Here is a 25,456-nt window from a genome sequence, read left to right on the forward strand (position 1 = left end):
GTTCCTTACTTAGCAACAGGTAAATTTTCAGATAAATGTCGCGCTAACGCTTCATAATTAGACAACGCTTTAGCAGCTGCTTCTTTATCGTTTTGACTCAAATCATGATCAAACTCAGCTTCGCAGATTGGACGACCTTTTAAGGCATTAGTATTAACTACAGCTAAATTGGGAATCCAAGTATCTTCAGGGAAAATAGGAATTTCTTTACGTCTTTGATCTTTATTCAGTATAGAGTCAATCAATTTACGCATTTCTGCATTTACTCTTTTAGATTTTTTATCATACATACTTACAGCAATTCCCAAAATAGGAAGCGGTTCTTCTCTAGCATCATCGATCGCAAAAGCACGATTCATAACATATTCTAAAGCACGAATGGGATAAGGAGCTAATTGCGTAGGAATTAAAATAGCAGATGAAGCCATTAAAGAAATTGTATTCACTTTACCAAAAGATGGAGGAGCATCAATGAAAATAAAATCATATTCATTTTTATATCTTCTCAATTTTTTTGCTAAAACATTATCAACATCAACTGTGCTTAATAACTGAGGTTCCATATCACTTAAACGAATATGAGAAGGAATAATATCTAAATAAACCTGATTCCATCGTTTAGGATACAACACATCCTCAACTTTGGTCTTGGCTTCAAGAAGCAAATTACAAATATCTTTTTTCCTTGATCTTGTACATCTTCTAGGGGATCAATTCCCAAACCAGTGGTTAAGTTAGCTTGCGAATCAATATCAATTAAAAGAACTTTTTTTCCCATGCGGTTCAAAGCAGCTGCTAAATTAATGGTCATCGTGGTTTTACCCACACCACCTTTATTATTGAAAACTGTGATAATCATAGATTGTTTTTTTTCTCCATTATTCTGAGTCGGAATTTGTAGCTGAAATTGCTTAATTAATGCGGAACTGATGCGGTTATAGACTTTTCTATCGGTTTTAGTGAAAAGAGTGACGACTTTCTCACAATTGGTTTTAGATAGATATTTTAAGGCGGTAACAGATGTTGAATCATTTTGAATTTGCGATAAGGAAAACTGATCAATTAAGTGGATGTTTCCACAGTTGTTATAAAAGACAATAAATTCAGAACCATTCGTTAATATTCCAAAGAGAGTTCCTGAGTTTTGTAAATACTCCTTGATTTGTAAACTAAATTTTTTTAGCGACTGTTGAGCCGATTTTACTTCTATTAACAGATATCGTCTATGTGGAGACAGTCGCTTATTCTTAATTAGGAAATCGACTCTTTTGTCGCCAATTAGTGCCTGTTGGCTATAGTCTTCTGTAGTATATCCTAAAATGTGTAAAAAGGGTTTGACAACTTTATTTTCCACATCTTTTTCGGTTTCACATTGTTTAAGGGAGAGTAATAACGCATCAATTCTATGGGGAGAAATATAGTTCATTGTTTCATGTTCGGAATTATTGTCTCTAAAAAAGTCTGATGAATCGCCACCATTGCATAAGTATCTTGTTCAGAATAAGTTTTTAAATCCTCTAATTTTTTTTCTTTTTCATCACCTGCTTTTCCCTGAATTACTAAATCCCAGATCGCTTGTGCGTCGTCTCCATCCCGTATTTCTAAGTCATCATAACTCATTTCTGGAACTAAGACAGGTAACACTTTTTTCAGAGAAGTTGAACCGCCAAAGTCTGGGTGTTGATAGTCATTTTTAAAGATTTCCCATTGATCCCATAAGCGTTCTTTAATTGCATTTAACTGGGTGCTATACTCTGGAAATTGCTCCGCTAATTCTCCCAGCCGTTTTGCTTCAAAAGGTTGATAGTAAACAATAATTGAACCTTTTTCTCCTAGTGTCTCTAACAGTGACTCAATAATCTTTTCTCTCGGATCAGTTTCATTTTCGTGTAAATAAGTGTGATACTCTAACTTACCATTTTCATGGAGAATATGACAACTGTATTGAAACGGAAACTGTTGATAAGGTTGTAATCCTTCAAAGCGAGGAATCGCTGGATTTAGAGTTTCAAAATCGAAGAAATAAAGCGGATACTCTAACTGTAAAAGTTTCTCTAAAATCCCCTGTTCATTAACAATAAACTCAGGATTTAGCTTTTCTTCCACTGCTTGCGCTTGCTTTTCGGTTAGGGGGAAATCTTCGGGTAAGTCATGGAGGTGATAAATTCCTTGTGCGATTAAATCATTAACTTGCTCTAATTTTTTCCTCTTAAATTCGGGATACTTAAAACGGTTGGTTCTTCGATTCCTTGCCAACAAAAAGACTTAAATGGACAGGGATGAGGTTTGTCACAATGTTTCCCGATATTAATATCAGGAAGTTGCTCTTTTTCTAAAGTATTTTGAGCGTTACGAATCAGTTGAGGAAGATTAGAAAAGACTCCTTTTAGTTTCTGGGTAACGTCTTCTTGGATGAATAAATCAGATAAGTCGGGATAAACACAATCTCGATTAATATACATCACTTGGATGTTGCTAAGAAATAGATCATTTCCAGCCAATACATATTTCTGAATGGCTAAGTCTTGAATATGTTCATCTTTAACTTTTGTCGCTGATTTAACTTCAATCAGTTGCCATTTTCCTGGTTCTTCTTGTTGGAGAATATCACATCCGATAACGATATTATCGAAGCTGAAGGTGGCTTCAAATATACACTTCTCACCTTTTTCTATAGCGTTTTGTGTTTGCTTAATTTTAGCTTCTGTGGTTTCCCCTTCTATCAAAATTCCTTGAGAAAAATACTGACGAGCGTAAATTCCCACCTCAATTCCTTGTTCAATGCGTCGCTGTTGGCTGTAGGAAAGTTGCTCTCCTGATTCTCCTTGATAAGTTTCTAGCCAGAGGCGTTTCTGACATTGCGATGCTGACAGAAGTTTGGATTTAGTGAGGAAGCTACTCATTTTTATGTTGTGTTCTAATCTGACTTTGTTTAACAACTTAACACAGTTTACTCAAAAATTAACTTATTTTTTCTAACTTTTAAAATCACTAAAAATCACCTAAGTTCATTAAAAGTCACTAAAAATCACATTGCAGATGGATTGAGATAAAAATCCCCGTTTTAGGAATATATTGTTCCCCCCTTTCAAAGGGGGGTTAGGGGGGATTATAGAGAGGTTAAATTTTCCCAAATGGTATTATGATTGGCGTTGGGTTTCGTCTTCTCCACAAGGGCTTACTTGTTATCTCATTGTTCCTCCCTTTCAAAGGGGGTTAGGGGGGATTATAGAGAGGTTAAATTTTCCCAAATGGTATTATGATTGGTGTTGGGTTTCGTCTTCTCCTGATTGGCGTTGGGTTTCGTCTTCTCCACCCAACCTACAACCTAATTGGCGTTGGGTTTCGTCTTCTCCACCCAACCTACTTGTTATTTGCTTTTACGACGTTTATAACTTTGAAAAGCTGCTTTTTTCCGAAACTTTTTCTTGTCTTTTTGTTTTAAATCTGTAGATAAATCACTTAATTCTGCGAATTCTTCTTGCGCTTCTTCTTTCTCAAAACAGCTATAGGAATCCTGAATCATGTCTTCTGCTTTTTGTAAAGAGGATCGAGCTAAATTATACTCTCCTCGATCGATGTATTGAATGGCTTCTTCTTTGGCGCGGGAGGTTTGCAATTTTGTCACCCATTTACGAACTTCCGAATTAAAAGGATAATTCTCTAATTCTTGTTGGGAAACCACTGATAAGGAAAGAGTTACTTTTTTTTCTAGTCGCTGATTCTGTTGAGTATTATTCCATCCTAAAGTGATTTCACAAAGGGCTTTTGGTGTTGCCATGGCTGGAACTTTTAACCGCACTGCAATATTAATGGGGTTGCCAACAATTAAATTGGGAAGTAAATATTCACCATTATTATTGGTTTCTAAATCGTTAAAAACGTCCTCTAAGATCACCCCTGCTTGTGGCGTGAGGCTTAAAGTTACTTTTTGTCCGATGGTTGCAACTAAGCCTTGTAATTCATTTTGAAAGATGCTTTCTAACTGTTTAGGGTCTTCAATGTAATAATAGTTTCCATCCCCACTATTTGCCATTGCTTCCATCAAATCTTCGTTATAATCATCTCCAATACCAAGAGTGCTGGTGTTGATTCCATGTTGGGCTAAACCTTTCACGTCAGAAGCAATGAGATCAGGGTTGGTTTCACCGACATTGGCTAAACCATCAGATAGGAGTAACACACGGTTGAGGGCTTCTGGGTTTAATTGCTGACTGACTTGGGTGCTTCCTTCAACCCAGCCTTGATGTAGCGCAGTTGTTCCCCCTGGGATCAGAGTTTTAATTTTGCGGAGAATTGCATCTTTGTTTTCAACGAGGGTATTGGGAACTAGGGTTTTGACTTGATCGTCATAGCTGACAACGCTAACTCGATCGGTGGGGAGTAACTGAGAAACAGCATAGCAAGCCGCCTGACGCGCATATTCTAGCTTTTCCCCAGACATTGATCCAGATCGATCGATGACTAAACCCAGATTGAGGGGGGGACGTTTGACGGTGGATTCTTCAGTTTCGGGAGTAATCCGAATCACTAAGTCTAAGGTGGTTGCAACTTCGGAACTGATGACGGAACGCAGGGGGATGAGTTCAATGCGGGGTTGATTCATGGTTTTACTGGCGAGTTTTTTTGATGGATAAAGTTTGAATGAGATTCTTAATTTTTGCGAGGAGTTGCTCTTGTTGATTCAAGGTTTTTGGAAACTTAAAATCAGAGCGAATATGTAATTCTAGCCCTGGTACAATTTCCCAGCGTGTCCATTGGCTAGAGGTCACTTGCTTACTCTTTTCTGGTGAAGAAGGAACACTATATTGTTGATCCGAGAAGGATTCTTCGCGGAGTTGGGGTTGACTTGCTGATTGACGGTGACGCAGTTTCTGTAAATACTCTAAAGCTGAGTTGCTGGACTCTTCTGGAGAAAAAACATCTAACTGTACATCTCCCGTTAACCAATTTTTCAGTTCTTTATTGTTTTTCTGTCGTGCTAAATCATTGATCACATTCGCACTCATTCCTTCCGCTAATAACCGTCTTACCAATAAAAGTTGTAAGAGATGCCGATAAGTGTAAATGGCATACTTTCCCGCTTTTTTTGGCTCATCGACCATGCCAACGGTCGTATAATGTCTGACAAGACGGGGAGTAATTTCTGGTCTGACTTTCGAGTTATTTTTAGTTAAAGGAAGGAATTGAGGTAGTAATTGGTTGATTACCTCCACAAATTCTTCAAGAGACCATTGGGGGGTTTGGTTCGCCCATTGTTCAAGAGTGTTCATTATTAATATAGCAAGATATTATGTCATTGTCAACATTTGTTGTCATAGTGATCAATCAGGTAATGGGAGATATGATAGCCAATCAGTTCATCTAAGTTCACTCATCGGGGTCAGTTTCCGCAACAACGGCGATATTTTTAGGGACTGGAATCACAATTCCTTCTTGATCGAATGCTTCTTTCACCATTTTCCGCAACTCCCCTTGAATATCATCGTGAACCCCGCGACGGCTGTTATTCGGCTTCAATTTAGTGACAGCGCGAACCATTAATTGTATTGTTCCAAATTCTTCTAAACCATCGACTTTTGTCGGTTCTAAAACATCATTGGGAAACCGTTGTTGAATGTCTTTTCCCACATCCTCTAGCACCCGATACACTAAGTCGAGATCAGAATCATAAGCGACACCAACATCAATCACGGCGTAAATATATTCTCGTGAGTAGTTGGTAATTGATTTTATATCACCATTGCGTAAAATTTGTAACTGTCCGTTAGGATGGCGAATCCGCGTGTTGCGAAGCTCGATCGCCTCTACCACTCCCTCTGCATTTTCTACTTTAATATAATCCCCAACCAAATAATAGTTTTCAAAGAGGATAAAAAATCCGCTAACCGTATCATTCACTAAGTTTTGCGCTCCCAATCCCACTGCTAACCCCAAAAGACCAGCAGCCGCTAAAATAGGAGCAGGATCAATGCCAATAATTTCAAGAAGGATAATTCCCAACCAAACATAAATCCCGTATTTAAGGAAGTTTTGAACAATGGGAATAAAAGTTACTCTGCGTTTGCGTTCTCCTTCGCCAAGGGTCTTTTTGCCAAGAAAAAGTCGCACGACAAACAGATTACTAAATTCAATTAAAATTCGTCCCGCGAGAATAATTCCTAAAATCCGAATCCCATTAATGCCAATTACTGAAAAACCAACCAGGGGTTCAATTTGAGCAATGACCCAGGTACTAATTCCGATCGCGATCGCGTATTCAACACAGCTAATAAAAAAGGGAATTAATGTTCTGAGTTGGGCGTAAGATTGTAACGCAACATTCCGATTAATATAGGCTTCACTGAAAGCGTCGAGGGTGTCAATAATAGCAGGAGGAATTTTTAACAACAGCAGACCAAAGGCGATAATGAGGTAGATTTTAAGGATCGTAAAAAGAATATTGCTAACCGATTGTAGCTCAAAGGAAACGGTACATAAAAAAATAGTGGTTAACCATAAACTATTGGTAACATGGAGTTTTAAAACTTGGAAAAACTGGTCAATACTAAAGTCATTACGAGTGAATTGATCCCAATCTTGGAGTCTTCTATTGATGCGATCTAAGAGTTTTCGGAGTGGTTTATTAATGATAATAACCGTTGCGATCGCGATCGTACTTTGTAGAAAACTAAAACCAAGATCAAGCCAGAATGTTGGTGAAAGTTGATTAAAAGTATTAATTGTAGTTGACCAAAGCGAGTGACCTTGCCATAGTAAAACTAAATTAAACCCGATAATTGCAAGAGTAAAAACAATCCCTAAAAAAACTAACAGTTTGAGCAGTAGTTTTCGACTATTCGTTAAAAATTGTCGTGGTAAGGGTAATCTGGGAATTGATTCCAGTCGTTTAAAAAATAAATCTGTTCCCCAAAGTAGCAGAGAAAAAGCGGTCGCCAATAGGAGAATTTCTCCTGTAATTACTAATAAATCTATCAATGTAAAGCTCATAATGATTGGGTTTCAAGTTTTCTCAGTGCTATATGGCAATTATTTTGCCCCCTAACCCCCAATTCTGGGGGAACTCAATGAGTCAATAAATTTTAAGCTCATAATGATTGGGTTTCAAGTTTTCTCAGTGCTATGTGCCAATTATTTTGCCCCCTAACCCCCAATTCTGGGGGAACTCAATGAGTCAATAAATTTTAAGCTCATAATGATTGGGTTTCAAGTTTTCTCAGTGCTATATGGCAATTATTTTGCCCCCTAACCCCCAATTCTGGGGGAACTCAATGAGTCAATAAATTTTAAGCTCATAATGATTGGGTTTCAAGTTTTCTCAGTGCTATATGGCAATTATTTTGCCCCCTAACCCCCAATTCTGGGGGAACTCAATGAGTCAATAAATTTTAAGCTCATAATGATTGGGTTTCAAGTTTTCTCAGTGCTATATGCCAATTATTTTGCCCCCTAACCCCCAATTCTGGGGGAACTCAATGAGTCAATAAATTTTAAGCTCATAATGATTGGGTTTCAAGTTTTCTCAGTGCTATATGCCAATTATTTTGCCCCCTAACCCCCAATTCTGGGGGAACTCAATGAGTCAATAAATTTTAAGCTCATAATGATTGGGTTTCAAGTTTTCTCAGTGCTATATGGCAATTATTTTGCCCCCTAACCCCCAATTCTGGGGGAACTCAATGAGTCAATAAATTTTAAGCTCACAATTCTATTATGTTATAGTAATGGGGATTATTCCCTAAATTTTAAGACGAATTAAAATGACTGCTGAAGTAGCAATGGAACAAGAACTAATTAAGGAAAATATAGAACAGTTTTTGATTGTCTTATCGGTTTCTTTAGGAGTGGCGACGATTTCCCAAATCTCTAGTTTTTTTAGACAGATTCCTTACACATTACTATTAGTTATCGTTGGTTTAGGGCTGGCTTTTGTTGATATCCGTTTAGTTAATCTATCTCCTGAATTAATTTTAGAAATCTTTTTACCTCCTCTCTTATTTGAAGCCGCGTGGAATGTGCGTTGGCGTAACTTAAAAAAGAATCTAATTCCGATTACTTTATTAGCTGTGGTTGGTGTGGTGATTTCAGTGTTAGGAATTGGCTTAACACTTAATTATTTTACTCAGTTATCCCTTCCCATTGCGTTATTAATTGGCGCGAGTTTAGCGGCGACTGATCCCGTTGCTGTGATTGCGCTTTTTCGGGAATTAGGCGTAGGAGAAAGATTAACAGTGTTGATGGAAGGGGAAAGTTTATTTAATGATGGTGTCGCCGTTGTTGCTTTTAGCATTTTAGTTGGGATTCCCCTCGGTGTTCAAGAATTTTCTGCTGCTAATACGTCAGTTCAATTTACCGCTTTTACAGGAATTGCGATCGGGGTTGGGTCATTAATTGGCTTTAGTATTTCTTATTTAACTCAACGGTTTGATCTTCCTCTTGTAGAACAATCATTAACATTACTCTCTGCTTATGGAACATATTTACTGGTAGAAGAATTAGGTGGATCAGGAGTGATTGGTGTGGTGACAGTGGGCTTGATTTTAGGGAATTTTGGTTCACGAATTGGGATGAATCCGCGAACTCGTTTATCCGTTTCCGAGTTTTGGGAATTTATCACCTTTTTTGTCAACTCGATCGTTTTTCTGTTAATTGGTGATCAGATTGATGTTCGGGGATTAGTTGATAAATGGCAACTCATTGTTTTATCGATTTTAGCATTAGTTGCGATTCGTGCAATTAGTGTGTTTGCTTTGGGAACAATTAGTAATTTAATTACGAAAGAAAAGATTACTTGGAAAGAAAAAATTGTCCTTTGGTGGGGAGGATTACGCGGATCAGTTTCCGTTGCGTTAGCGTTAAGTGTTCCAGTAATGTTAGAAGGAAGACAAGAGATTATCGAAGCCGTATTTGGTGTAGTTTTATTTACTTTGCTGGTACAAGGATTGACAATGCAAACAGTAATTGAGAAACTAGGTTTAATCGGCGATAGCGCTCAACGTCAAGACTACAGCGAATTGATTGCTCGTCGTAGTGCTTTAGAAAGAGTGTTACAGTATCTCAACGCGGTGAAACCTTCTCCAAGTCTTGATGAGGAATTTAAAAACTATCAAAAAGGATTAGTCCAAGGACAACTAAAAAGTGTTGAGGAGGAAATTACGCAGTTACAAAAATCATATCCTCAGCTTCAATCATTGGAACAAGATCAACTGCGAGAACAACTTTTAGATATAGAAGCGGAAACTTATGCTGAGTTTATTCGGGCTGGAAAATTAGACAAAAATCTATCTCCTTTATTACAAGAAGTGCTTTCTCAAGAAGAATAATGTATAACAATCGAAATTACTTGGCAGCAACTCACCGACTTAAATAAAATTCTAGAAGAATATCAAACCGACTTAGCAAACGGAAATCTTATTACCTTCAGGAAAAAGCGAACGTTTTGGGGTTTGGTTTCTCTGTTTATTGTCTTGATTGCGGGAGGAATTACCTTGAGTTTAAACTGGTATCGAAAGCAAGTAAAAACCATGATTACCTCATCCCCTCCATTATCTCAACCCATAGAAAACACTTCCTCTCCCTCATCAGAAAATCCTCTTTCTCCTCTTCCTAAAAACCTCTCTCAAAAACCCAATCTTCAGTTATCTGAATCGCTAAAAACCCTCGATAATCTTTCCCCTCCCTCCTCGATCGATCCTCCTTCTTCTCCCACTCCAATGGAGACAATATCCATTCCGAAAAAGACACCAATTCCAGAAAAAAAACCACCGTTATCTTCCCCAGAAATACCAGAAACGATCGAAGCGCCACAACTTCCCCCATTAGCAAAATTTAAAAAACAGCGTACTTCATCAACAATTACTCCCTCTAATCCCACCTCACAACTGTCAGAAGTAAAAAAATATTTTCAAGCAAAATGGCAACCTCCCGAAAACTTAAAGCAACATTTAGAATATCAACTTTTAATTAATGCTGATGGTACTCTCCAAGAAATTACCCCATTAGGAATCATCTCAGAAACTTACTTATCTCGTCTCCCTCTCCCCGAATCTAACGAAGATTTTGTCTCACCTTCCCCAACTGAGAAACCACAAAAAATGAGACTCGTCTTTCCTCCTAACGGGAACATTAAAACCTTTCTCACCAACGGTCATCCGCAGGCTCCGTCGTCTCACGGCGGAGTACGGATGACTGACTGATCAATTACCCCCTTTCCCAGACAGGTTTGGGGGCGAAAATCGATCGATGCTCGATCTAACCATCTTTAATCAAGGGAATAATTATTCTTCTGTTCCTTCCTCCTGCTGTTGTAACCAACGCTGAAGATCATCGATCGAGGTAAAATCCAACAGAGCTTCCGCAAGGGCTTCAGTTTCCTCAATCTCTAACTCCTCAATCTGGGTTTGAACGGAGGAAGGAATGTCTCCAAAGCGCCGTGACAGTTGTCGCCAGACTAGCGATTGAGCTTCTGCTTTTTTCCCTTCTTTTTTCCCGCGCTCTTCAACTTGTTGTTCCCATTCTAAAAAGGCTTGTGGCAAGGGCATAGTTACCTCCTCCCCTTCTGGGAGTTCTGGATTAGCTTCGACAATAATTTTCCATACTGATAACAATCTTAACGCTTCGGTTCGTCTAGTATCTCCTTCTGGTAGGGCGATTACTTCCGCCACGGCTTGCTGTTGAACTCTTCCTTTTCCCAGTAGTCTTAACCAGAGGGTTTCTGGGGTTTTTGGCAGTTGATGGACAACAATTACTACGGTTTGAAAGGCTGGTGCTAATTCATACACCCCTTCCAGCCAATTTTCTTTTTTCACCGCTCCCAAACGGGTGAGTAAATTCTGGCTCAGGGTGGGAGCAATAATCCAGAGAAGGGGAGGATTACTATGGTTCAGGGCTTGACGGCGACGTAAATCGGAAACTAACCAGAGTCGTTTGAGTAAACAACTTTCTATTTCTTCTAGGGTGGGAGGATTCCGAAACGGCTCAAATAAACCTGGAGATTGAACCATTGCTGCTAAAATTCCCAAGGTGGCTTGATTGGGAGTGACGTTAGCTTCAGGGGAAAAGTAGAGATCAATGAAGCGAGGTTCTCCTGGCACTTCTTTGGAGATTTCTACTTGTCCACAAGGGGTGAGTAGTTGTTCAAGGAGTTGTTTGGCTAGTTGATCAAAAGGATGACGAGTCACAGAATAGCTTAAAAAGAAAAAGGATTAATTAACTAATTTTACGGGATCAAGCATCGATCGAACCTCATACCAAACCCACCTCTTTCTTGTCCCCCCCTTTCATCGGGGGCTAGGTTTTACCCTGAGCTTGTCGAAGGGGGGGATAAAATTGATCGATGCTCGATCTAACCATCTTTAATCAAGGAAATAATTATTCTTCTGTTCCTCCCTCATTCTGTTGTAACCAACGCTGAAGATCATCGATCGAGGTAAAATCTAACAGAGCTTCAGCAAGGGCTTCAGTTTCCTCAATGTCTAACTCCTCAATCTGGGTTTGAATGGAGGAAGGAATGTCTCCAAAGCGCCGTGAAATTAGTCGCCAGACTAGCGATTGAGCTTCTGCTTTTTTCCCTTCTTTTTTCCCACGTTCTTCAACTTGTTGTTCCCATTCTAAAAAGGCTTGTGGCAAGGGCATAGTTACCTCCTCCCCTTCTGGGAGTTCTGGATTAGCTTCGACAATAATTTTCCATACTGATAACAATCTTAACGCTTCGGTTCGTCTAGTATCTCCTTCTGGTAGAGCGATTACTTCTGCCACGGCTTGCTGTTGAACTCTTCCTTTTCCCAGCAGTCTTAACCAGAGGGTTTCTGAGGTTTTTGGCAGTTGATGTACGACAATTACCACGGTTTGAAACGCTGGGGCTAATTCATACACCCCTTCCAGCCAATTTTCTTTTTTCACCGCTCCCAAACGGGTGAGTAAATTCTGGCTCAGGGTGGGAGCAATAATCCAGAGAAGGGGAGGATTACTATTGTTCAGGGCTTGACGGCGACGTAAATCGGAAACTAACCAGAGTCGTTTGAGCAAACAACTTTCTATTTCTTCTAGGGTGGGAGGATTCCGAAACGGCTCAAATAAACCTGGAGATTGAACCATTGCTGCTAAAATTCCCAAGGTGGCTTGATTAGGAGTGACGTTAGCTTCCGGGGAAAAGTAGAGATCAATGAAGCGGGGTTCTCCTGGCACTTCTCTGGAGATTTCTACTTTTCCGCAAGGGGTGAGTAGTTGTTCTAGGAGTTGTTTGGCTAGTTGATCAAAAGGATGACGAGTCACAGGGCTGCTCAAAAAGAAAAAGGATTAATTAACTAATTTTACGGGATTATTCATTCACTTCCAGAGATAAATCTTCCAACCATTTGATAAAATCATTAATTTCTTGCGTAAAATTATCCCACACTGAATAATAATCATTAACTAATTCAGTGACACGACTTGCTTCTAATTCAAAACCATAAATGTTCCTCACAATATGACGAAATGAGAGATATTCTTTTAATTGTTTTGCGGTTGCTTGACTAATAACAGCAGGACGATCGGTTTGAGTGGTCGCCATCCGTGTTAATAATCTTTGATGCCAATTATAACTTGAGGGTAAACCTCCGTTCAATTCAGAAGCAATAATTTTAAATATTCGCTCACATCCCGTATAAAAATTATGAAGTTTTAAACCTAGACTTTCTGTAAAAACTTGATTTAAATTTGGTTGTTCCCAAGATAATCTTTGAGTGGTTTCAATTTTGGTTCGTAACGCATCCAGTTGATCTAATTCCGTTTTAAGATCACTGGCAATTTCTCGGAGTTGATTCGCCGATCGATGAGTCATAAATAACGCTTCCTGTTTCCAAAACACGCTGATAAAAATGGGGATGTAATTCTTCTAATGGCTTTAAATCTACTGCAAAATCACTACAAGAATTAACCTCTCCTATCGCCTTAAACAATTGCTTGGGAGGAATTCCACTAACGGCGAGATCAATATCAGATGTTTCGGTAAATTTCCCTTTCGCTAATGATCCAAAAAGGATAATTTTATTCGCTTGAAACTCGTTAACCAGTAATGTAATCAGTTGCGGTAAAACGGCTTTGGCTTTTTCTGTTACCGCTCGATCGCGCTCTTTTTGTTGTGCCTGTTTCTGTTTCCAAACGGCTAAATAGGGGCTAACATTATGACAAATAATCATAGTTTTTCTTAACTAGAATGAAGAGCTAATTTTGCTGTACCATAAGCTGCATCCGTTTGAGGAGAAGCAATCACAGAAACCTGTAAATATTCCTCTCGAATGCGTCGCCAAACTTCATTTTTTGCGCCTCCTCCTGCGGTGTAAACTTGTTGAAGAGGCGTTGCGCCTAATTCCCTTAATTTTTGATAACCTTGAGCTTCAATTCGTGCTATACTTTCTAATAACCCTTGTAGAAAAATAACATCATCATCAGGACGAGGAGTTAATTTTGGGGATAAATTAGGATCATTAATCGGGAAACGTTCTCCCGATTTTAAAAGAGGATAATAATCTAAATTTGTGGGTTGAGTGGGATTGATTTTTGTCGAAAGTTCCCTTAATTCTTCATCAGTAAAAAATGATTTCAAAACAGCGCCTCCCGTATTTGATGCGCCTCCTGTTAACCATAAATTCCCAAAACGATGGCTGTAAATTCCAGATTGATAATCTTGAATCGGGGTTTCACTGAGTAATTTTAAAACCAAAGTTGAACCAAGAGAGGTGACAGCTTCTCCAGGTTGATTCGCACCACTGGCGATAAACGCCGCAATGCTGTCTGTCGTTCCTGTACAAACTTCGCAATTCGTAGGAAAATGAAACTGATTGACTAGATCAGGGAGAATCTTCTTAATCGCTGTTCCAGGGGCGAAAACTTGGGGCAAAATGGAAAAACTGGGCTGATTTTGTAACCATTGCGGATAAGACAGTTGTTCCACATCATAGCCTAATTTGAGGGCGTTATGATAATCAGTAACTCCTAATTGACCATGAAGTAGAAAAGCCAGCCAGTCCGCTTGATGGAGGAAATAAGCAGCTTTAGACAGTTGATTTTCCTGTTCCCAGTATAGAAGTTTTGCCAAACTGGAAGAAGCACTTTGCACTACATGATCGGAGGGGGCGATCGCGCTTAAACGTTCTAAAATTGGATCAGGGACTCGATCATTGTACAATAAGGGGGCGGTGATGGGATAGCCCGCTCGATCGCACAGTAAAACCGTTCCCGACGTGCCATTAATTGCGATGCGAGTAATCTTGGGTCTTATATCGATCGAAATTGCCTCTAACAGAAAAAACAACGCCTCACGCCATTGTTCAAGCCAGTTTTCCGCCGTATCAAAAGAACATTCCTGCTGCGTCAAAATGCTTTTATGTTCATCAATAACAACGGCTCTCGCCCCTGACGTGCCAAAATCAATTCCCAAGTAAAACATGATTTCCTTGCTGTCAGTCAATGCGGAACTCGGGACTTGAACCCGAAAGTCCTTGCGAACACTAGAACCTGAATCTAGCGCGTCTACCAATTCCGCCAGTTCCGCGTCTTTGGGTTCAAACAACCCAGAGAGTTATAATTACATATGCCAAGGCAGATGTCAAGTTTGACCTTGCTTTCGGTTCTAAAATGGGGAAAAAATTGAATCTAATCAGAAACACTGTTTAAGATAGAGAAACCTTGAGAGTAATTTAACCCAGATTACTGGCTTTCTTCTTCTTGGCTAAAGATAACAGAGAAAACCGTTAATATTGGAATTACTCAGGACGCACAGGAGCAGAAATTAACACGCTGACTGACAAAAAATCAAATCAACTCAGACAGCACAGGAATCATCAAAATACATATGAATAAAGGTAGCATGAATCAAGAAGCAATTAACGTGAACTCAAACAATCATCAAAATCAATCCACTCCCTATCAAGGACAGTCTTGGCTGGTAGAAGAAAGAGACGCTTGTGGTGTCGGTTTTATCGCCTCAAAAAATGGCAAAGCCACCCATGAATTAGTTCAACAAGCAGTAACCGCCCTTGGTTGTTTAGAACATCGCGGCGCTTGTAGCGCTGACCGTGACTCTGGCGATGGGGCAGGTATTATGAGCGCGATTCCCTGGCAATTGTTCCAAAAATGGTTAAAGGAAAATAATCTTTTTATTCCTTCCCGTGAACATTTGGGAGTGGGAATGTTGTTTCTTCCCTTAGACGAGGAAAAAGCGCAAAAAGTGCGAGACTGTGTGGAAGCAGTTCTAAAAGAACATAGTTTATATTTGGTGGGTTGGCGACCCGTTCCCGTAAAATCAGAGGTATTAGGAGAACAAGCAAAGGCGAACCGTCCTCGCGTAGAACAAGTTTTATTCGCTTCCCCCACGCAACAAGGGGATGATTTAGAAAAAACACTCTATATCACCAGCGCAAGAATTAAACAAGCCGTGATTGCTTCAGAAGGGTTAGACAATCCTGATGACTTCTATATCTGCTCTTTCTCTAACCGTACCATTGTTTATAAAGGTATGGTGCGCTCAGTGGTACTCGGAGAATTTTATCTCGACTTGCAAAACCCAGACTTTATCAGTCCCTTTGCGATTTATCACCGTCGGTTCAGTACCAATACCATGCCGAAATGGCGACTCGCTCAACCGATGCGTTTATTGGGACATAACGGCGAAATTAATACCTTGCTCGGTAACATTAACTGGATGTTAGCACGGGTGAATGATTTAAAAGCTCCTCATTTGCAAAATGAAGAATTATCGGCTCTTCCTTTAGTGAGTCAAGACAAAAGTGATTCTGCTAACTTGGACAACGTGATGGAGCTTTTAGTACAAGCGGGACGGACACCAATGGCAGCCCTAATGATGCTTATTCCCGAAGCCTATCAGAATCAGCCTGAATTAGCCGATCGTCCTGAAATCACCGACTTTTACGAATATCATCGCGGGGTACAAGAACCTTGGGATGGACCGGCTTTAGTTGTCTTCAGTGATGGGAAGACTGTTGGGGCTAACTTAGATCGTAATGGCTTACGTCCAGCACGTTACTGTATTACCAAAGATGATTATGTCATCGTCGGTTCAGAAGCGGGAGTGCTACCGATACCCGAAGCCGATATCGTGGAAAAAGGTCGCCTCGGTCCAGGGGAAATGTTGGCGGTTGATTTAGAAGGTCATCAAATCCTGAAAAATTGGGAAATTAAAGAAAAAGTCGCCAAAGAAGCGCCCTATGGGGAATGGTTACGTCAAGAACGGAAAACGATTCCTTTACAGAATTTCCCTGATGCGCCACAAATGAATCAAACGGAATTGTTACAGAAACAGTCCGCTTTTGGTTATACCGCCGAAGATATGGAAATGATTATCCAAGCCATGGCGACTCAAGGCAAAGAACCAATTTTCTGCATGGGGGATGACATTCCTTTAGCGGTATTATCCGATAAACCGAGGTTATTGTTTGATTACTTTAAACAACGGTTTGCTCAGGTGACAAACCCTGCAATTGATCCGTTACGGGAACAACTGGTGATGTCGTTGCAGATTTGTTTAGGGGAAAAAAGAAATTTATTACAAGCAACCCCTGAACACGCTCGGATGTTGAAATTAGAAACGCCAGTTCTCAATGATGGGGAGTTAGAAGACATTAAAAATTGTGGGTTTACCACCAGTGAACTCTCGACTTTGTTTGCGGTATCTGATGGCCCCAAAGGGTTAGAAAAAGCGATTCAACGGCTGCAAACGGAAGCAGAAACTGCTGTCAGAGAAGGAAGTAAAATTTTGGTGCTGTCTGACCGCGCTGGTTCAGGAGTTAATGAAGCGTCTAGTTATATTCCTCCCTTGTTAGCGGTGGGTGCGGTTCACCATCACTTGATTCGTCAGGGATTACGGATGAAAGCCTCATTGGTGGTCGATACAGCACAGTGCTGGAGTACCCATCATTTCGCTTGTTTAATTGGTTATGGTGCGTCTGCGGTGTGTCCTTATTTAGTGTTGGAAAGTATCCGTCAATGGATTGCTGATGAGAAGACGCAAAAGCTCATGGCAAAAGAACGCATGGAGAAAATTTCTGCAACTGAGGCCCAGGAACAATATCGCCATGGGGTGGAGTTAGGGTTATTGAAGATTCTCTCGAAAATGGGAATCTCTCTCTTGTCTAGTTACAATGGGGCGCAAATTTTTGAAGCCATTGGTTTAGGGGAAGATGTGATTAATCTGGCGTTTGCGGGAACAACTTCTCGTGTCGGTGGTTTGAGTGTCTCGGAAGTGGCGCAAGAGGTGATGAATTTCCATCATCGGGCTTTCCCAGAGTTACAAGGGAAGAAGTTAGAGAATTTTGGTTTCTTTAATTATCGTCCGCGTGGGGAATATCACATGAATAGCCCAGAGATGGCGAAGGCGCTACATAAGGCGGTCGCTGGTGAAGAGTATGACCATTATGAGGTTTATACGAAGTATTTAGAGGGGCGAAAAGCGACGGCGTTACGGGATTTATTGGACTTTAGCACCGATCGCGCGTCTATTCCTTTAGAGGAAGTCGAACCCGTTGAAGAGATTGTCAAACGCTTCTGCACTGGCGCAATGTCACTGGGATCACTGTCGCGGGAAGCACACGAAACCCTCGCTGTTGCGATGAATCGCATCGGCGGGAAATCCAATTCTGGAGAAGGGGGAGAAGACCCCGATCGATACGCAGTGGTTGATGATGCGGATACGGAGGGACATTCTGCTAAATTCCCCCATCTGAAAGGGTTACAAAATGGCGACACGGCAAGTTCTGCAACCAAACAGGTGGCTTCGGGACGGTTTGGGGTTACTCCTGAATATCTGATGAGTGGTCAACAAATTGAGATTAAAGTGGCGCAAGGGGCGAAACCTGGGGAAGGAGGACAACTCCCTGGGAAGAAGGTCAGCCCTTATATTGCCATGTTACGACGGTCTAAACCAGGTGTCCCTCTGATTTCTCCTCCTCCTCACCATGACATTTATTCCATTGAGGATTTATCCCAGTTAATTTTTGATTTACATCAAGTGAATCCCGAGGCAAAAGTTTCTGTGAAGTTAGTGGCGGAAATTGGCATCGGGACGATCGCCGCTGGGGTGGCAAAAGCCAACGCTGATGTGATCCAAATTTCAGGACACGATGGCGGCACGGGTGCGTCTCCTCTCTCTTCTATTAAACACGCTGGAACGCCTTGGGAGTTAGGTGTAACGGAAGTACATCGGATGTTGTTAGAAAATCAACTGCGCGATCGGGTTTTACTCCGTGCTGACGGGGGAATTAAAACCGGTTGGGATGTGCTAATGGCGGCTCTCATGGGTGCGGAAGAATATGGTTTTGGTTCAGTGTCTATGATTGCTGAAGGGTGTATCATGGCGCGAATTTGCCATACGAATAACTGTCCCGTTGGCGTTGCCACGCAACAGGAAAAACTCCGTAAGCGCTTTACGGGAACTCCTGGTCATGTGGTGAACTTCTTCTATTTTGTCGCTCAAGAAGTGCGGATGTTGTTAGCGCGACTGGGTTATCGTCGTCTCGATGAAGTGATCGGGCGCTCAGATTTATTGACGTATCGGGAAAATGTCACCCTGACTAAAACGCAGTCTTTAAATTTAGCTTGTTTGACAAATCTTCCTGATGTGCGAGAAAACCGCGCCTGGTTAGAACATGAGACGGTTCACAGTAATGGCCCCGTGTTGGATGATGAACTGTTGAATGATGCTGAAATTCAGCAGGCGATCGAGAATCAGACTCAGATTACGAAGTCTCTGTCAATTGTCAACACCGATCGAACCGTTGGCGCAAGAATCGCGGGTAAAATCGCCAAACAGTATGGGGATACAGGTTTCAAAGGGGAAATCAACCTCAACTTTAATGGGGCTGCCGGACAAAGTTTTGGCGCGTTTAATCTCACTGGAATGAATCTAAAACTGGTGGGAGAAGCGAACGACTATGTGGGTAAAGGAATGAATGGCGGCGAAATCGTCATTGTTCCCCCAGAAGAAGCTACTTATGAGCCTGCTAATAACGCCATTATCGGTAATACTTGTTTGTATGGCGCAACGGGTGGTTATCTTTACGCCAACGGACAAGCTGGCGAACGGTTTGCGGTGCGGAACTCCTTTGGTTATGCGGTGATCACTGGTGCTGGCGATCATTGTTGCGAATACATGACGGGTGGCGTTGTCGTTGTCTTAGGAAAAGTCGGACGGAATGTCGCAGCGGGAATGACAGGTGGTATTGGCTATTTCCTAGATGAAGAGAACAACTTCCCAGCGAAAGTCAACACGGAAATTGTCACTTATCAGCGTATTGCCAGTAAAGCAGGGGAAGCACAATTAAAAGAATTAATTGCGGCTCATGCTCAACGCACTGGTAGCGAAAAATCTCGGATGATTCTGGAAAATTGGGAGACTTATCTTCCGAAATTCTGGCAGATTGTTCCGCCTTCAGAAGCGGAAACCGCGATCGCAAATAGCGAAGTGGCTGCGGAAGAAAAGACACTGACTAGCGTTTAATCAATAATTGCGATCGGTGCTGTTTTTGATGTCGGGTGGGCGTTGTCCACCCGATTCTTATTCTCTCTTCTTCCTATTCCCCCCTTTCCAAGTTGTCCACCCGATTCTTATTCTCTCTTATTCCCCCCTTTCAAAGGGGGGTTAGGGGGGATTATTCGCTTCGTTCCACTAGGGCCTACTTCTCTAGGAGAGATATTTAGGGTTTGCTGAAAAAGTTAATTAGTTGGTGTAGTAAGGCTTGCATGCAAGTTGCCTTAGGCAAGAGGGAAGAGGGAAGATGGGGGAGATGGGGGAGATGGGGGAGATGGGGAAGATGGGGAAGATGCGGAAGATGGGGGAGATGCGGAAGATGGGGGAGATGGGGGAGATGGGGAAGAAAAATTGTCTCCCTTGTCTCCCATTTCTCCCTTGTCTCCCATTTCTCCCTTGTCTCCCTTGTCTCCCTTGTCTCCCTTGTCTCCCTTGTCTCCCTTGTCTCCCTTGTCTCCCTTGTCTCCCTTGTCTCCCTTGTCTCCCTTGTCTCCCTTGTCTCCATTGCACCTTTTTGAGGGGTTAAGAACCTTAAAGCCTCATTGGGTAAGGGTTTCAGTTTCCCAACAGGAAGCCCTATTTAACGTGTTGGGTTTCGCTTCGCTTCACCCAACCTACTTCTTATTCCTTTCAAAGAAACGTTCCATTCAAAGAGACGTTCCATGGAACGTCTCTACTGGTTACTGATTAGTCTTCTTCTAATTCCAAACCAAACACCTGCGCGATCGCTTTTTCGACTTTGTAACCAGAATCGACAGACTCTAAGGGGTCTTTTCGCAGACGATGACGGAGACAGAATGGCATTACCTGACGGATATCCTCAACTGTTACCTCGGTGCGTCCTTCTAACGCTGCGAGGGCTTTTGCCGCTCGATTGGTAACAATGTCACCGCGTAACCCATCCACATCTAATTCGCCGCAGACTTGGGAAACTTTTACCCGTAGGTCATATTCCATCTGGACTTGGGGGAGAAGGGTTTGCGCTTGCACGATTTTTTGTTGTAATTCAGTTTGCTGTTGTTGGTATTGTGCGGTAAAGTCTTGCGGCGCTTGATCAAATTCCGATCGCTGCTCAACAATTTTTACCCGTAATTCTGGGTCTCTTACTGTTCGGACTTCTACATTCATCCCGAATCGATCGAGCAATTGCGGACGTAGTTCTCCCTCTTCTGGGTTTCCCGAACCCACCAACACAAACCGCGCTGGGTGACGAATCGAAATCCCTTCCCGTTCTACTGTATTCCAACCACTAGCAGCGGAGTCTAATAACACATCCACAAGGTGATCATCTAATAAGTTCACCTCATCCACATATAATAAACCTCGGTTTGCTTTTGCGAGTAATCCAGGTTCAAAGGCTTTGACCCCTTCTGAAAGTGCTTTTTCAATGTCGATCGTGCCACAAACTCGGTCTTCTGTTGCTCCTAAAGGCAGATCAATCATGGGAACTTTCTGCTGCGCTCTCGGAAGCTCTTCTTCCTCTTCCCACTTGCTTCGCACTTCTTCACTCATCAAATCGGGATCATCTGGATGACTGTTAAACGGATCACTTGTAACAATCTCGATTTCAGGAAGCAAATCAGCTAAAGCGCGAATCGTCGTCGATTTTCCCGTTCCTCGATCGCCCATAATCATCACGCCACCGATTTTAGGATCAATGACATTGAGCAACAAGGCTAATTTCATGTCTTCCTGACCGATAATAGCGGTAAAGGGAAACACGACCCGACGGCGCATTTTTTTGGCAATAGGAGGCGTTTCTGCGGTGACTGTCATATTAAATTATTTGATTATCTGTTCGTTTTAATTTCAAGATCGAAGCACTAATTTTTTGCTCTAACGCAAATGAACCCCTAATTAGGGTTTAGCGACAACCCAGAGATTCTCTTGTGGAGACACCAGTAGTCGGATTAACCCCAGATGCTCTTTCACAAAGTCTTTTTACCTGTAATCGATCGACCACTGCGTTGGTAAAATCTACTCCTTCCACAGTTGCGTCATTAAATGTCGAACGTAACATCATCGCTTCGGTGAGGATGGCGTTAGTAAAGTCAACCCCTGTAAAATCCGTTAAGTAAGCGATGCCATTGGTAAAATTCACCCCTTGCCAATTGGCATTGGTTAAATTCGCACCATTGAAAACCGCCGCTTCTAAATTCGCATTGTGGAAGTCAGCCCTTTCTAATTCCTCATCATAAAATTCTGCCTCAATGAGAGATTCCCCAGAAAAATCCTCAGTTTCTGCTTGTACCGCTTCATCAAAAGAACGAACCGCGCGGGGAGTGGCGGCGAAAACGGGTGAGGACATGACAAAAAGCGCGATCGCGCTCACAATTAAACTCAATTTTACAATCGTTCGCATCTTAAAATCCCTATGATTGTCTTCCCTTTTATCTTAATGTTTCTTTACGACTTGTGAAACCTAGAATCGAAAAATGTAAAATAAATTGCTCACGCTTAAGTTAATTCCATGACGAATCCTACCGTTTGGTCAACCCTATTACAACAACTGCTCGATCGAGCTTCTCTCTCCCAAGAACAAGCCGCCGCACTGATGACAGGATGGCTCAATGAAGAAATCCCTCCTGTGCTTTCTGGTGCAATTTTAGCCGCCATTGAAGCCAAAGGCGTTTCCCCAGAAGAACTCGCAGGGATGGCGCAAGTGTTACAACAACAATCCTTACAACAAAATATAATTGCACATAATCACCCCGTTATAGATACCTGTGGGACAGGAGGCGATGGCGCATCCACCTTTAACATTTCCACCGCAGTGGCGTTTGTGGTGGCAGCAGCAGGGGTAAAAGTCGCCAAACATGGGAATCGATCGGCATCCAGCAAAGTCGGGTCAGCAGACGTTTTAGAAGGGTTAGGGGTGAATCTCAATAGTCCAATGACGCAAACCGAAAACGCCCTCGAAGCAGTGGGAATTACGTTTTTATTTGCTCCAGGTTGGCATCCCGCGATGAAAAGTGTTGTTCCCTTGCGAAAAACCTTAAAAATCCGAACAGTTTTTAATCTCATTGGCCCGTTAGTCAATCCCCTACGCCCTACTGCACAAGTGATGGGAGTCTTTGATGGTAAACTAATTGATACAGTGACCCAAGCCTTTCAACGTTTAGGAATGGAACGGGCGATCGTGCTTCATGGGCGAGAAAACCTTGATGAAGCAGGTTTAGCCGCCCCCACTGACTTAGGCATTTTAGATCAAGGCAAAATCGAAATCACCAGCATTAATCCCGAATCCCTTAACCTACAGTCTTTTCCCACAGAAGCCTTGCGAGGAGGAGAATTAGAGGAAAATATGAACATCCTCAAAGCGGTTTTACAAGGAAAAGGTAGCCTCCCTCAACAACAAGTGGTCGCTTTAAATGCTTCCTTAGCCCTACAAGTGGCGGGAGTTGTTCCCCTCCAAGATCACCAAGCTGGTGTTGATCAGGCTCAAGATATTCTTAACAGTGGCGCAGCTTGGGACAAATTAGAAGCTCTCGTCAAGTTTCTTCGCGCTCGAACGTAACATGGTTTGGGGTAAATGTTAACCCCCCTACCAGCATTTCTACTTACGGAAAAATCCGCTAAGATAGCAACGCTAGACAACTCGCTTAAAATTGAAATGGCGAGCAAGGAGTTTTGACATTGACCCAAATCGTTTATTCACCATCAACCAACGAAACCAACATTGATCTTTCTCCTTTACCGAAACAGCGTCCGTTGTTATTAATCGGTCATGGAACAAAAGACGAACAAGGACGACAAACCTTTATTGATTTTGCGGAAGCGTATCAGAAGCTCGATCGATCTCGTCCTGTGATTCCCTGTTTTTTGGAATTAACCACTCCCACGATTCAAGAAGGGGTAGAACAAGCGGTAAAACAAGGCTACACTGATTTTTCTGCACTGCCAATTTTATTATTTGCTGCCAGACATAATAAGTTTGATGTCACCAATGAACTCGATCGAGCGCGGTCAATCTATCCTGAAATTAGCTTTAACTACGGACGACATTTTGGCATTACTCCCAGTATTTTAGACCTGTGGCGCGATCGATTACAAGAACTAGATGCTCCAGAAAATAATCCTCATCAAATCCCTCGATCGGAAACCGTGTTATTATTTGTGGGACGAGGTTCGAGTGATCCTGACGCGAACGGAGACGTTTGTAAACTAGCGAGAATGGTGTGGGAAGGAAGTGGTTATAAAACAGTAGAAACCTGTTTCATTGGCATTACCCATCCCCGCTTAGAAGAAGGATTTAACCGCGCTCGTTTTTATCAACCGAAACGAATTATTGTCCTTCCCTATTTCTTGTTTACAGGTGTTTTAGTGAAGAAAATTTTTAACATCACAGCCCAACAACAAGAACAACATCCTGAAATTTCCATGACTTGTTTACCCGAAATGGGGATTCATCCCAACCTTTTACAAGTATTAAGAGAACGGGAAATTGAAACCCAAACGGGAGAAGTCAAAATGAACTGTGAAATGTGTAAATTCCGTTTAGCTGCTGGGTCGGGAAATGTCAGTCATGGACACAGCCATGATCACGGACATCACCATCACCATGATCATAACCATGAAGCAGTTGATCCCTATGCAGACGTGGAACAGTATCATAATAAAATCTGGCAAGCCCCCTAGAGAACAGTAACCAGTGACCAGTGATCAGTTACCAGTCGTTTCTGTCACTGGTTGCCAGTTATGAGTGACAGTGCCACACGCTGGGAATAACAAATAACAAATAACAAATAACAAATAACAAATAACAAATAACAAATAACAAATAACCAATGACCAATGACCAAACATTTTCTGTCGGAGATAAAGTCAAATTAGTTGAGTCTCCATCGTATATTAAAACAGCAGAACCAATGCCCATGTTACGTCCGCCGAATGTGGTAAAAGTAGGAGAAGAAGGAACAATTTTAGACCGCCGTCCTGGAGATTATTGGGCAGTCCGATTTAAAAATGGTGCATTTTTACTAGAAAGTCGTTATTTGGAGGTCGTTTCTTCTCAGGAAAACGCCTCTCATGTTGATTCTAATTCAGAAAATAATTAGTTTAATCATGACCATTTTTTTAAACTCTCAAGCCCATAGCGCGATCGTTGATGATCCCAAAGGAGAAAGTCTTCCTTCGCGATACGATAAAATTAGGGGTTGTTAACAGGTTAGCATAAAGGTGGTGTTGATAAAATGCAAATTACCATTGAAATTCCCGATGACTTTGCTCAAAGACTAGACCAAACCGCAGGAAACCTGTCTCAACGTCTCTTAGAGCTTATGGTTGCTGATGCTTATAGCCAGGGCAAAATCAACACGGCAGAAGTCCGTCAAATTCTCCAATTGCCAACTCGTCTGAGTGTTCATTCTTTTCTGAAGCAGATGAATATTTACTTAAACTATGATGAAACTGAACTAAAACAAGATATTCAAACGCTTAATCAAGTCAGAGAAAAATGATCATTGTTTCTGACACTTCTCCAATTTGTTACCTGTTACTAATTGACCAAATCGATGTTTTCTACGATCTCTACAAAAATGTCATTATTCCTCAAACTGTTGCCAATGAATTAAGAGCATCTGAATCTCCTTCTGTAGTCAAAAGCTGGATCGCTAAACCTCCTAGCTGGCTAAAGATACAATCCGTTAAATATTCCAAAAATGTTAAACTGGAAAAACTTGACCCCGGTGAACAAGAAGCAATTTTACTAGCTGAACAACTGAAGGCAGATTTAGTAATTTTGGATGACAAAGCAGCTAGACGCATTGCAGTGGAACGGGGCTTAAAAATTATTGGTCTTCTCGGCATTCTCAAAGATGCTGCTAGAGCAGAATTGCTAGATTTAGAAACCACCTTTGAACAGTTGCGAGATGCTGGATTTTGGGTTGCACCCAGTTTGCTGGAACGATTACTCGCTGAGGAGTAATACCA

General features: G+C 41.6%; 23 protein-coding genes and 1 tRNA gene. 9 read left to right on the plus strand and 15 right to left on the minus strand.

Going from position 1 to position 25,456, the window contains the following annotated elements; all coding sequences use genetic code 11:
• Nucleotides 1–5: 5 nt before the first annotated feature.
• From DACSA_RS16595 to DACSA_RS16625, 7 genes are all read right to left on the minus strand, one after another.
• Nucleotides 6–632, minus strand: a complete 627-nt coding sequence (locus DACSA_RS16595) for a ParA family protein (protein WP_232225318.1) — start codon at nucleotides 630–632, stop codon at nucleotides 6–8.
• Nucleotides 596–1,426 (minus strand): AAA family ATPase, encoded by an 831-nt coding sequence (locus DACSA_RS22670; protein ID WP_041235556.1) that lies wholly within the window; start codon nucleotides 1,424–1,426, stop codon nucleotides 596–598. The genes DACSA_RS16595 and DACSA_RS22670 overlap by 37 nt, the downstream gene beginning before the upstream one ends.
• A complete protein-coding gene (locus tag DACSA_RS18425; protein ID WP_051017347.1) occupies nucleotides 1,423–2,256 on the minus strand; it encodes a DUF2779 domain-containing protein in 834 nt (277 codons plus the stop codon). Before DACSA_RS18425 ends, DACSA_RS22670 begins: the two co-directional genes overlap by 4 nt.
• Entirely contained in the window at nucleotides 2,196–2,903 is a 708-nt protein-coding gene (locus DACSA_RS16610) for a hypothetical protein (RefSeq protein WP_041235557.1), read from the minus strand. The genes DACSA_RS18425 and DACSA_RS16610 overlap by 61 nt, the downstream gene beginning before the upstream one ends.
• Nucleotides 2,904–3,370: 467 nt before the next feature.
• On the minus strand, nucleotides 3,371–4,606 hold the full coding sequence (locus DACSA_RS16615) for a vWA domain-containing protein (protein ID WP_015230854.1): 1,236 nt from the start codon (nucleotides 4,604–4,606) through the stop codon (nucleotides 3,371–3,373).
• A gap of 4 nt (nucleotides 4,607–4,610) precedes the next feature.
• Nucleotides 4,611–5,273 (minus strand): MerR family transcriptional regulator, encoded by a 663-nt coding sequence (locus tag DACSA_RS16620; protein WP_015230855.1) that lies wholly within the window; start codon nucleotides 5,271–5,273, stop codon nucleotides 4,611–4,613.
• Nucleotides 5,274–5,370: 97 nt separating this feature from the next.
• Nucleotides 5,371–6,990 (minus strand): mechanosensitive ion channel family protein, encoded by a 1,620-nt coding sequence (locus DACSA_RS16625; protein ID WP_015230856.1) that lies wholly within the window; start codon nucleotides 6,988–6,990, stop codon nucleotides 5,371–5,373.
• Nucleotides 6,991–7,760: 770 nt separating this feature from the next.
• Here DACSA_RS16625 and DACSA_RS16630 point away from each other — a divergent pair.
• Nucleotides 7,761–9,323 (plus strand): cation:proton antiporter, encoded by a 1,563-nt coding sequence (locus tag DACSA_RS16630; protein ID WP_015230857.1) that lies wholly within the window; start codon nucleotides 7,761–7,763, stop codon nucleotides 9,321–9,323.
• A gap of 201 nt (nucleotides 9,324–9,524) precedes the next feature.
• Nucleotides 9,525–10,196 (plus strand): hypothetical protein, encoded by a 672-nt coding sequence (locus tag DACSA_RS16635; RefSeq protein WP_156800833.1) that lies wholly within the window; start codon nucleotides 9,525–9,527, stop codon nucleotides 10,194–10,196.
• 81 nt (nucleotides 10,197–10,277) lie between these two features.
• Here the strand turns inward: DACSA_RS16635 and DACSA_RS16640 are convergent, their stop codons facing one another.
• From DACSA_RS16640 to DACSA_RS16665, 6 genes are all read right to left on the minus strand, one after another.
• Entirely contained in the window at nucleotides 10,278–11,180 is a 903-nt protein-coding gene (locus DACSA_RS16640) for a DUF4351 domain-containing protein (protein ID WP_015230859.1), read from the minus strand.
• A gap of 190 nt (nucleotides 11,181–11,370) precedes the next feature.
• Nucleotides 11,371–12,273, minus strand: coding sequence for a DUF4351 domain-containing protein (locus DACSA_RS16645; RefSeq protein ID WP_015230860.1), 903 nt, complete (start codon nucleotides 12,271–12,273; stop codon nucleotides 11,371–11,373).
• A 46-nt stretch (nucleotides 12,274–12,319) separates the two neighbouring features.
• Nucleotides 12,320–12,823 (minus strand): ribonuclease toxin HepT-like protein, encoded by a 504-nt coding sequence (locus tag DACSA_RS16650; RefSeq protein WP_015230861.1) that lies wholly within the window; start codon nucleotides 12,821–12,823, stop codon nucleotides 12,320–12,322.
• A complete protein-coding gene (locus DACSA_RS16655; RefSeq protein WP_015230862.1) occupies nucleotides 12,780–13,181 on the minus strand; it encodes a nucleotidyltransferase family protein in 402 nt (133 codons plus the stop codon). The genes DACSA_RS16650 and DACSA_RS16655 overlap by 44 nt, the downstream gene beginning before the upstream one ends.
• Before the next feature lie 8 nt (nucleotides 13,182–13,189).
• Entirely contained in the window at nucleotides 13,190–14,431 is a 1,242-nt protein-coding gene (locus tag DACSA_RS16660; protein ID WP_041235558.1) for an FGGY-family carbohydrate kinase, read from the minus strand.
• 21 nt (nucleotides 14,432–14,452) lie between these two features.
• Nucleotides 14,453–14,536: transfer RNA gene (locus DACSA_RS16665), tRNA-Leu, on the minus strand.
• A 300-nt stretch (nucleotides 14,537–14,836) separates the two neighbouring features.
• Between DACSA_RS16665 and gltB the strand changes: the two genes are divergently transcribed.
• Both gltB and DACSA_RS22330 read left to right on the plus strand, forming a co-directional pair.
• A complete protein-coding gene (gene gltB, locus DACSA_RS16670) occupies nucleotides 14,837–19,495 on the plus strand; it encodes a glutamate synthase large subunit (protein ID WP_015230864.1) in 4,659 nt (1,552 codons plus the stop codon).
• 381 nt (nucleotides 19,496–19,876) lie between these two features.
• A complete protein-coding gene (locus DACSA_RS22330) occupies nucleotides 19,877–20,212 on the plus strand; it encodes a hypothetical protein (RefSeq protein ID WP_232225118.1) in 336 nt (111 codons plus the stop codon).
• Here the strand turns inward: DACSA_RS22330 and bchI are convergent, their stop codons facing one another.
• On the minus strand, nucleotides 20,213–21,301 hold the full coding sequence (gene bchI, locus DACSA_RS16675) for a magnesium chelatase ATPase subunit I (protein WP_015230865.1): 1,089 nt from the start codon (nucleotides 21,299–21,301) through the stop codon (nucleotides 20,213–20,215). It abuts the gene before it with no gap.
• An 88-nt stretch (nucleotides 21,302–21,389) separates the two neighbouring features.
• Nucleotides 21,390–21,887, minus strand: coding sequence for a pentapeptide repeat-containing protein (locus DACSA_RS16680; RefSeq protein WP_015230866.1), 498 nt, complete (start codon nucleotides 21,885–21,887; stop codon nucleotides 21,390–21,392).
• Nucleotides 21,888–21,995: 108 nt separating this feature from the next.
• Between DACSA_RS16680 and trpD the strand changes: the two genes are divergently transcribed.
• From trpD to DACSA_RS16705, 5 genes are all read left to right on the plus strand, one after another.
• On the plus strand, nucleotides 21,996–23,042 hold the full coding sequence (gene trpD / locus DACSA_RS16685; RefSeq protein ID WP_015230867.1) for an anthranilate phosphoribosyltransferase: 1,047 nt from the start codon (nucleotides 21,996–21,998) through the stop codon (nucleotides 23,040–23,042).
• A gap of 119 nt (nucleotides 23,043–23,161) precedes the next feature.
• Nucleotides 23,162–24,163: a sirohydrochlorin chelatase gene (locus DACSA_RS16690; protein WP_015230868.1), complete on the plus strand. Its 1,002-nt coding sequence runs from the start codon at nucleotides 23,162–23,164 to the stop codon at nucleotides 24,161–24,163.
• 149 nt (nucleotides 24,164–24,312) lie between these two features.
• The gene (gene sipA, locus DACSA_RS16695) at nucleotides 24,313–24,582 is read left to right on the plus strand and encodes a regulatory protein SipA (protein WP_015230869.1); all 270 of its coding nucleotides are present in this window, start codon (nucleotides 24,313–24,315) and stop codon (nucleotides 24,580–24,582) included.
• Between the two features lie 135 nt (nucleotides 24,583–24,717).
• Entirely contained in the window at nucleotides 24,718–24,984 is a 267-nt protein-coding gene (locus DACSA_RS16700; protein ID WP_015230871.1) for a UPF0175 family protein, read from the plus strand.
• Nucleotides 24,981–25,451 carry a DUF3368 domain-containing protein gene (locus tag DACSA_RS16705; protein ID WP_015230872.1) on the plus strand — a complete coding sequence of 157 codons (471 nt, stop codon included), beginning with the start codon at nucleotides 24,981–24,983 and terminating at the stop codon, nucleotides 25,449–25,451. Before DACSA_RS16700 ends, DACSA_RS16705 begins: the two co-directional genes overlap by 4 nt.
• Nucleotides 25,452–25,456: the final 5 nt, after the last annotated feature.

The organism is Dactylococcopsis salina PCC 8305 (assembly GCF_000317615.1).
Lineage (GTDB): Bacteria > Cyanobacteriota > Cyanobacteriia > Cyanobacteriales > Rubidibacteraceae > Halothece > Halothece salina.

Coding starts and splice junctions, on each gene's coding strand:
- DACSA_RS22670 (WP_041235556.1), bottom strand. CDS start 1,426: ATGAACTATATTTCTCCCCATAGAATTGATGCGTTATTACTCTCCCTT.
- DACSA_RS16610 (WP_041235557.1), bottom strand. CDS start 2,903: ATGAGTAGCTTCCTCACTAAATCCAAACTTCTGTCAGCATCGCAATGT.
- DACSA_RS16615 (WP_015230854.1), bottom strand. CDS start 4,606: ATGAATCAACCCCGCATTGAACTCATCCCCCTGCGTTCCGTCATCAGT.
- DACSA_RS16620 (WP_015230855.1), bottom strand. CDS start 5,273: ATGAACACTCTTGAACAATGGGCGAACCAAACCCCCCAATGGTCTCTT.
- DACSA_RS16625 (WP_015230856.1), bottom strand. CDS start 6,990: ATGAGCTTTACATTGATAGATTTATTAGTAATTACAGGAGAAATTCTC.
- DACSA_RS16630 (WP_015230857.1), top strand. CDS start 7,761: ATGACTGCTGAAGTAGCAATGGAACAAGAACTAATTAAGGAAAATATA.
- DACSA_RS16635 (WP_156800833.1), top strand. CDS start 9,525: ATGATTACCTCATCCCCTCCATTATCTCAACCCATAGAAAACACTTCC.
- DACSA_RS16650 (WP_015230861.1), bottom strand. CDS start 12,823: ATGACTCATCGATCGGCGAATCAACTCCGAGAAATTGCCAGTGATCTT.
- DACSA_RS16655 (WP_015230862.1), bottom strand. CDS start 13,181: ATGATTATTTGTCATAATGTTAGCCCCTATTTAGCCGTTTGGAAACAG.
- DACSA_RS16660 (WP_041235558.1), bottom strand. CDS start 14,431: ATGTTTTACTTGGGAATTGATTTTGGCACGTCAGGGGCGAGAGCCGTT.
- gltB (WP_015230864.1), top strand. CDS start 14,837: ATGAATAAAGGTAGCATGAATCAAGAAGCAATTAACGTGAACTCAAAC.
- bchI (WP_015230865.1), bottom strand. CDS start 21,301: ATGACAGTCACCGCAGAAACGCCTCCTATTGCCAAAAAAATGCGCCGT.
- DACSA_RS16680 (WP_015230866.1), bottom strand. CDS start 21,887: ATGCGAACGATTGTAAAATTGAGTTTAATTGTGAGCGCGATCGCGCTT.
- trpD (WP_015230867.1), top strand. CDS start 21,996: ATGACGAATCCTACCGTTTGGTCAACCCTATTACAACAACTGCTCGAT.
- sipA (WP_015230869.1), top strand. CDS start 24,313: ATGACCAATGACCAAACATTTTCTGTCGGAGATAAAGTCAAATTAGTT.
- DACSA_RS16700 (WP_015230871.1), top strand. CDS start 24,718: ATGCAAATTACCATTGAAATTCCCGATGACTTTGCTCAAAGACTAGAC.
- DACSA_RS16705 (WP_015230872.1), top strand. CDS start 24,981: ATGATCATTGTTTCTGACACTTCTCCAATTTGTTACCTGTTACTAATT.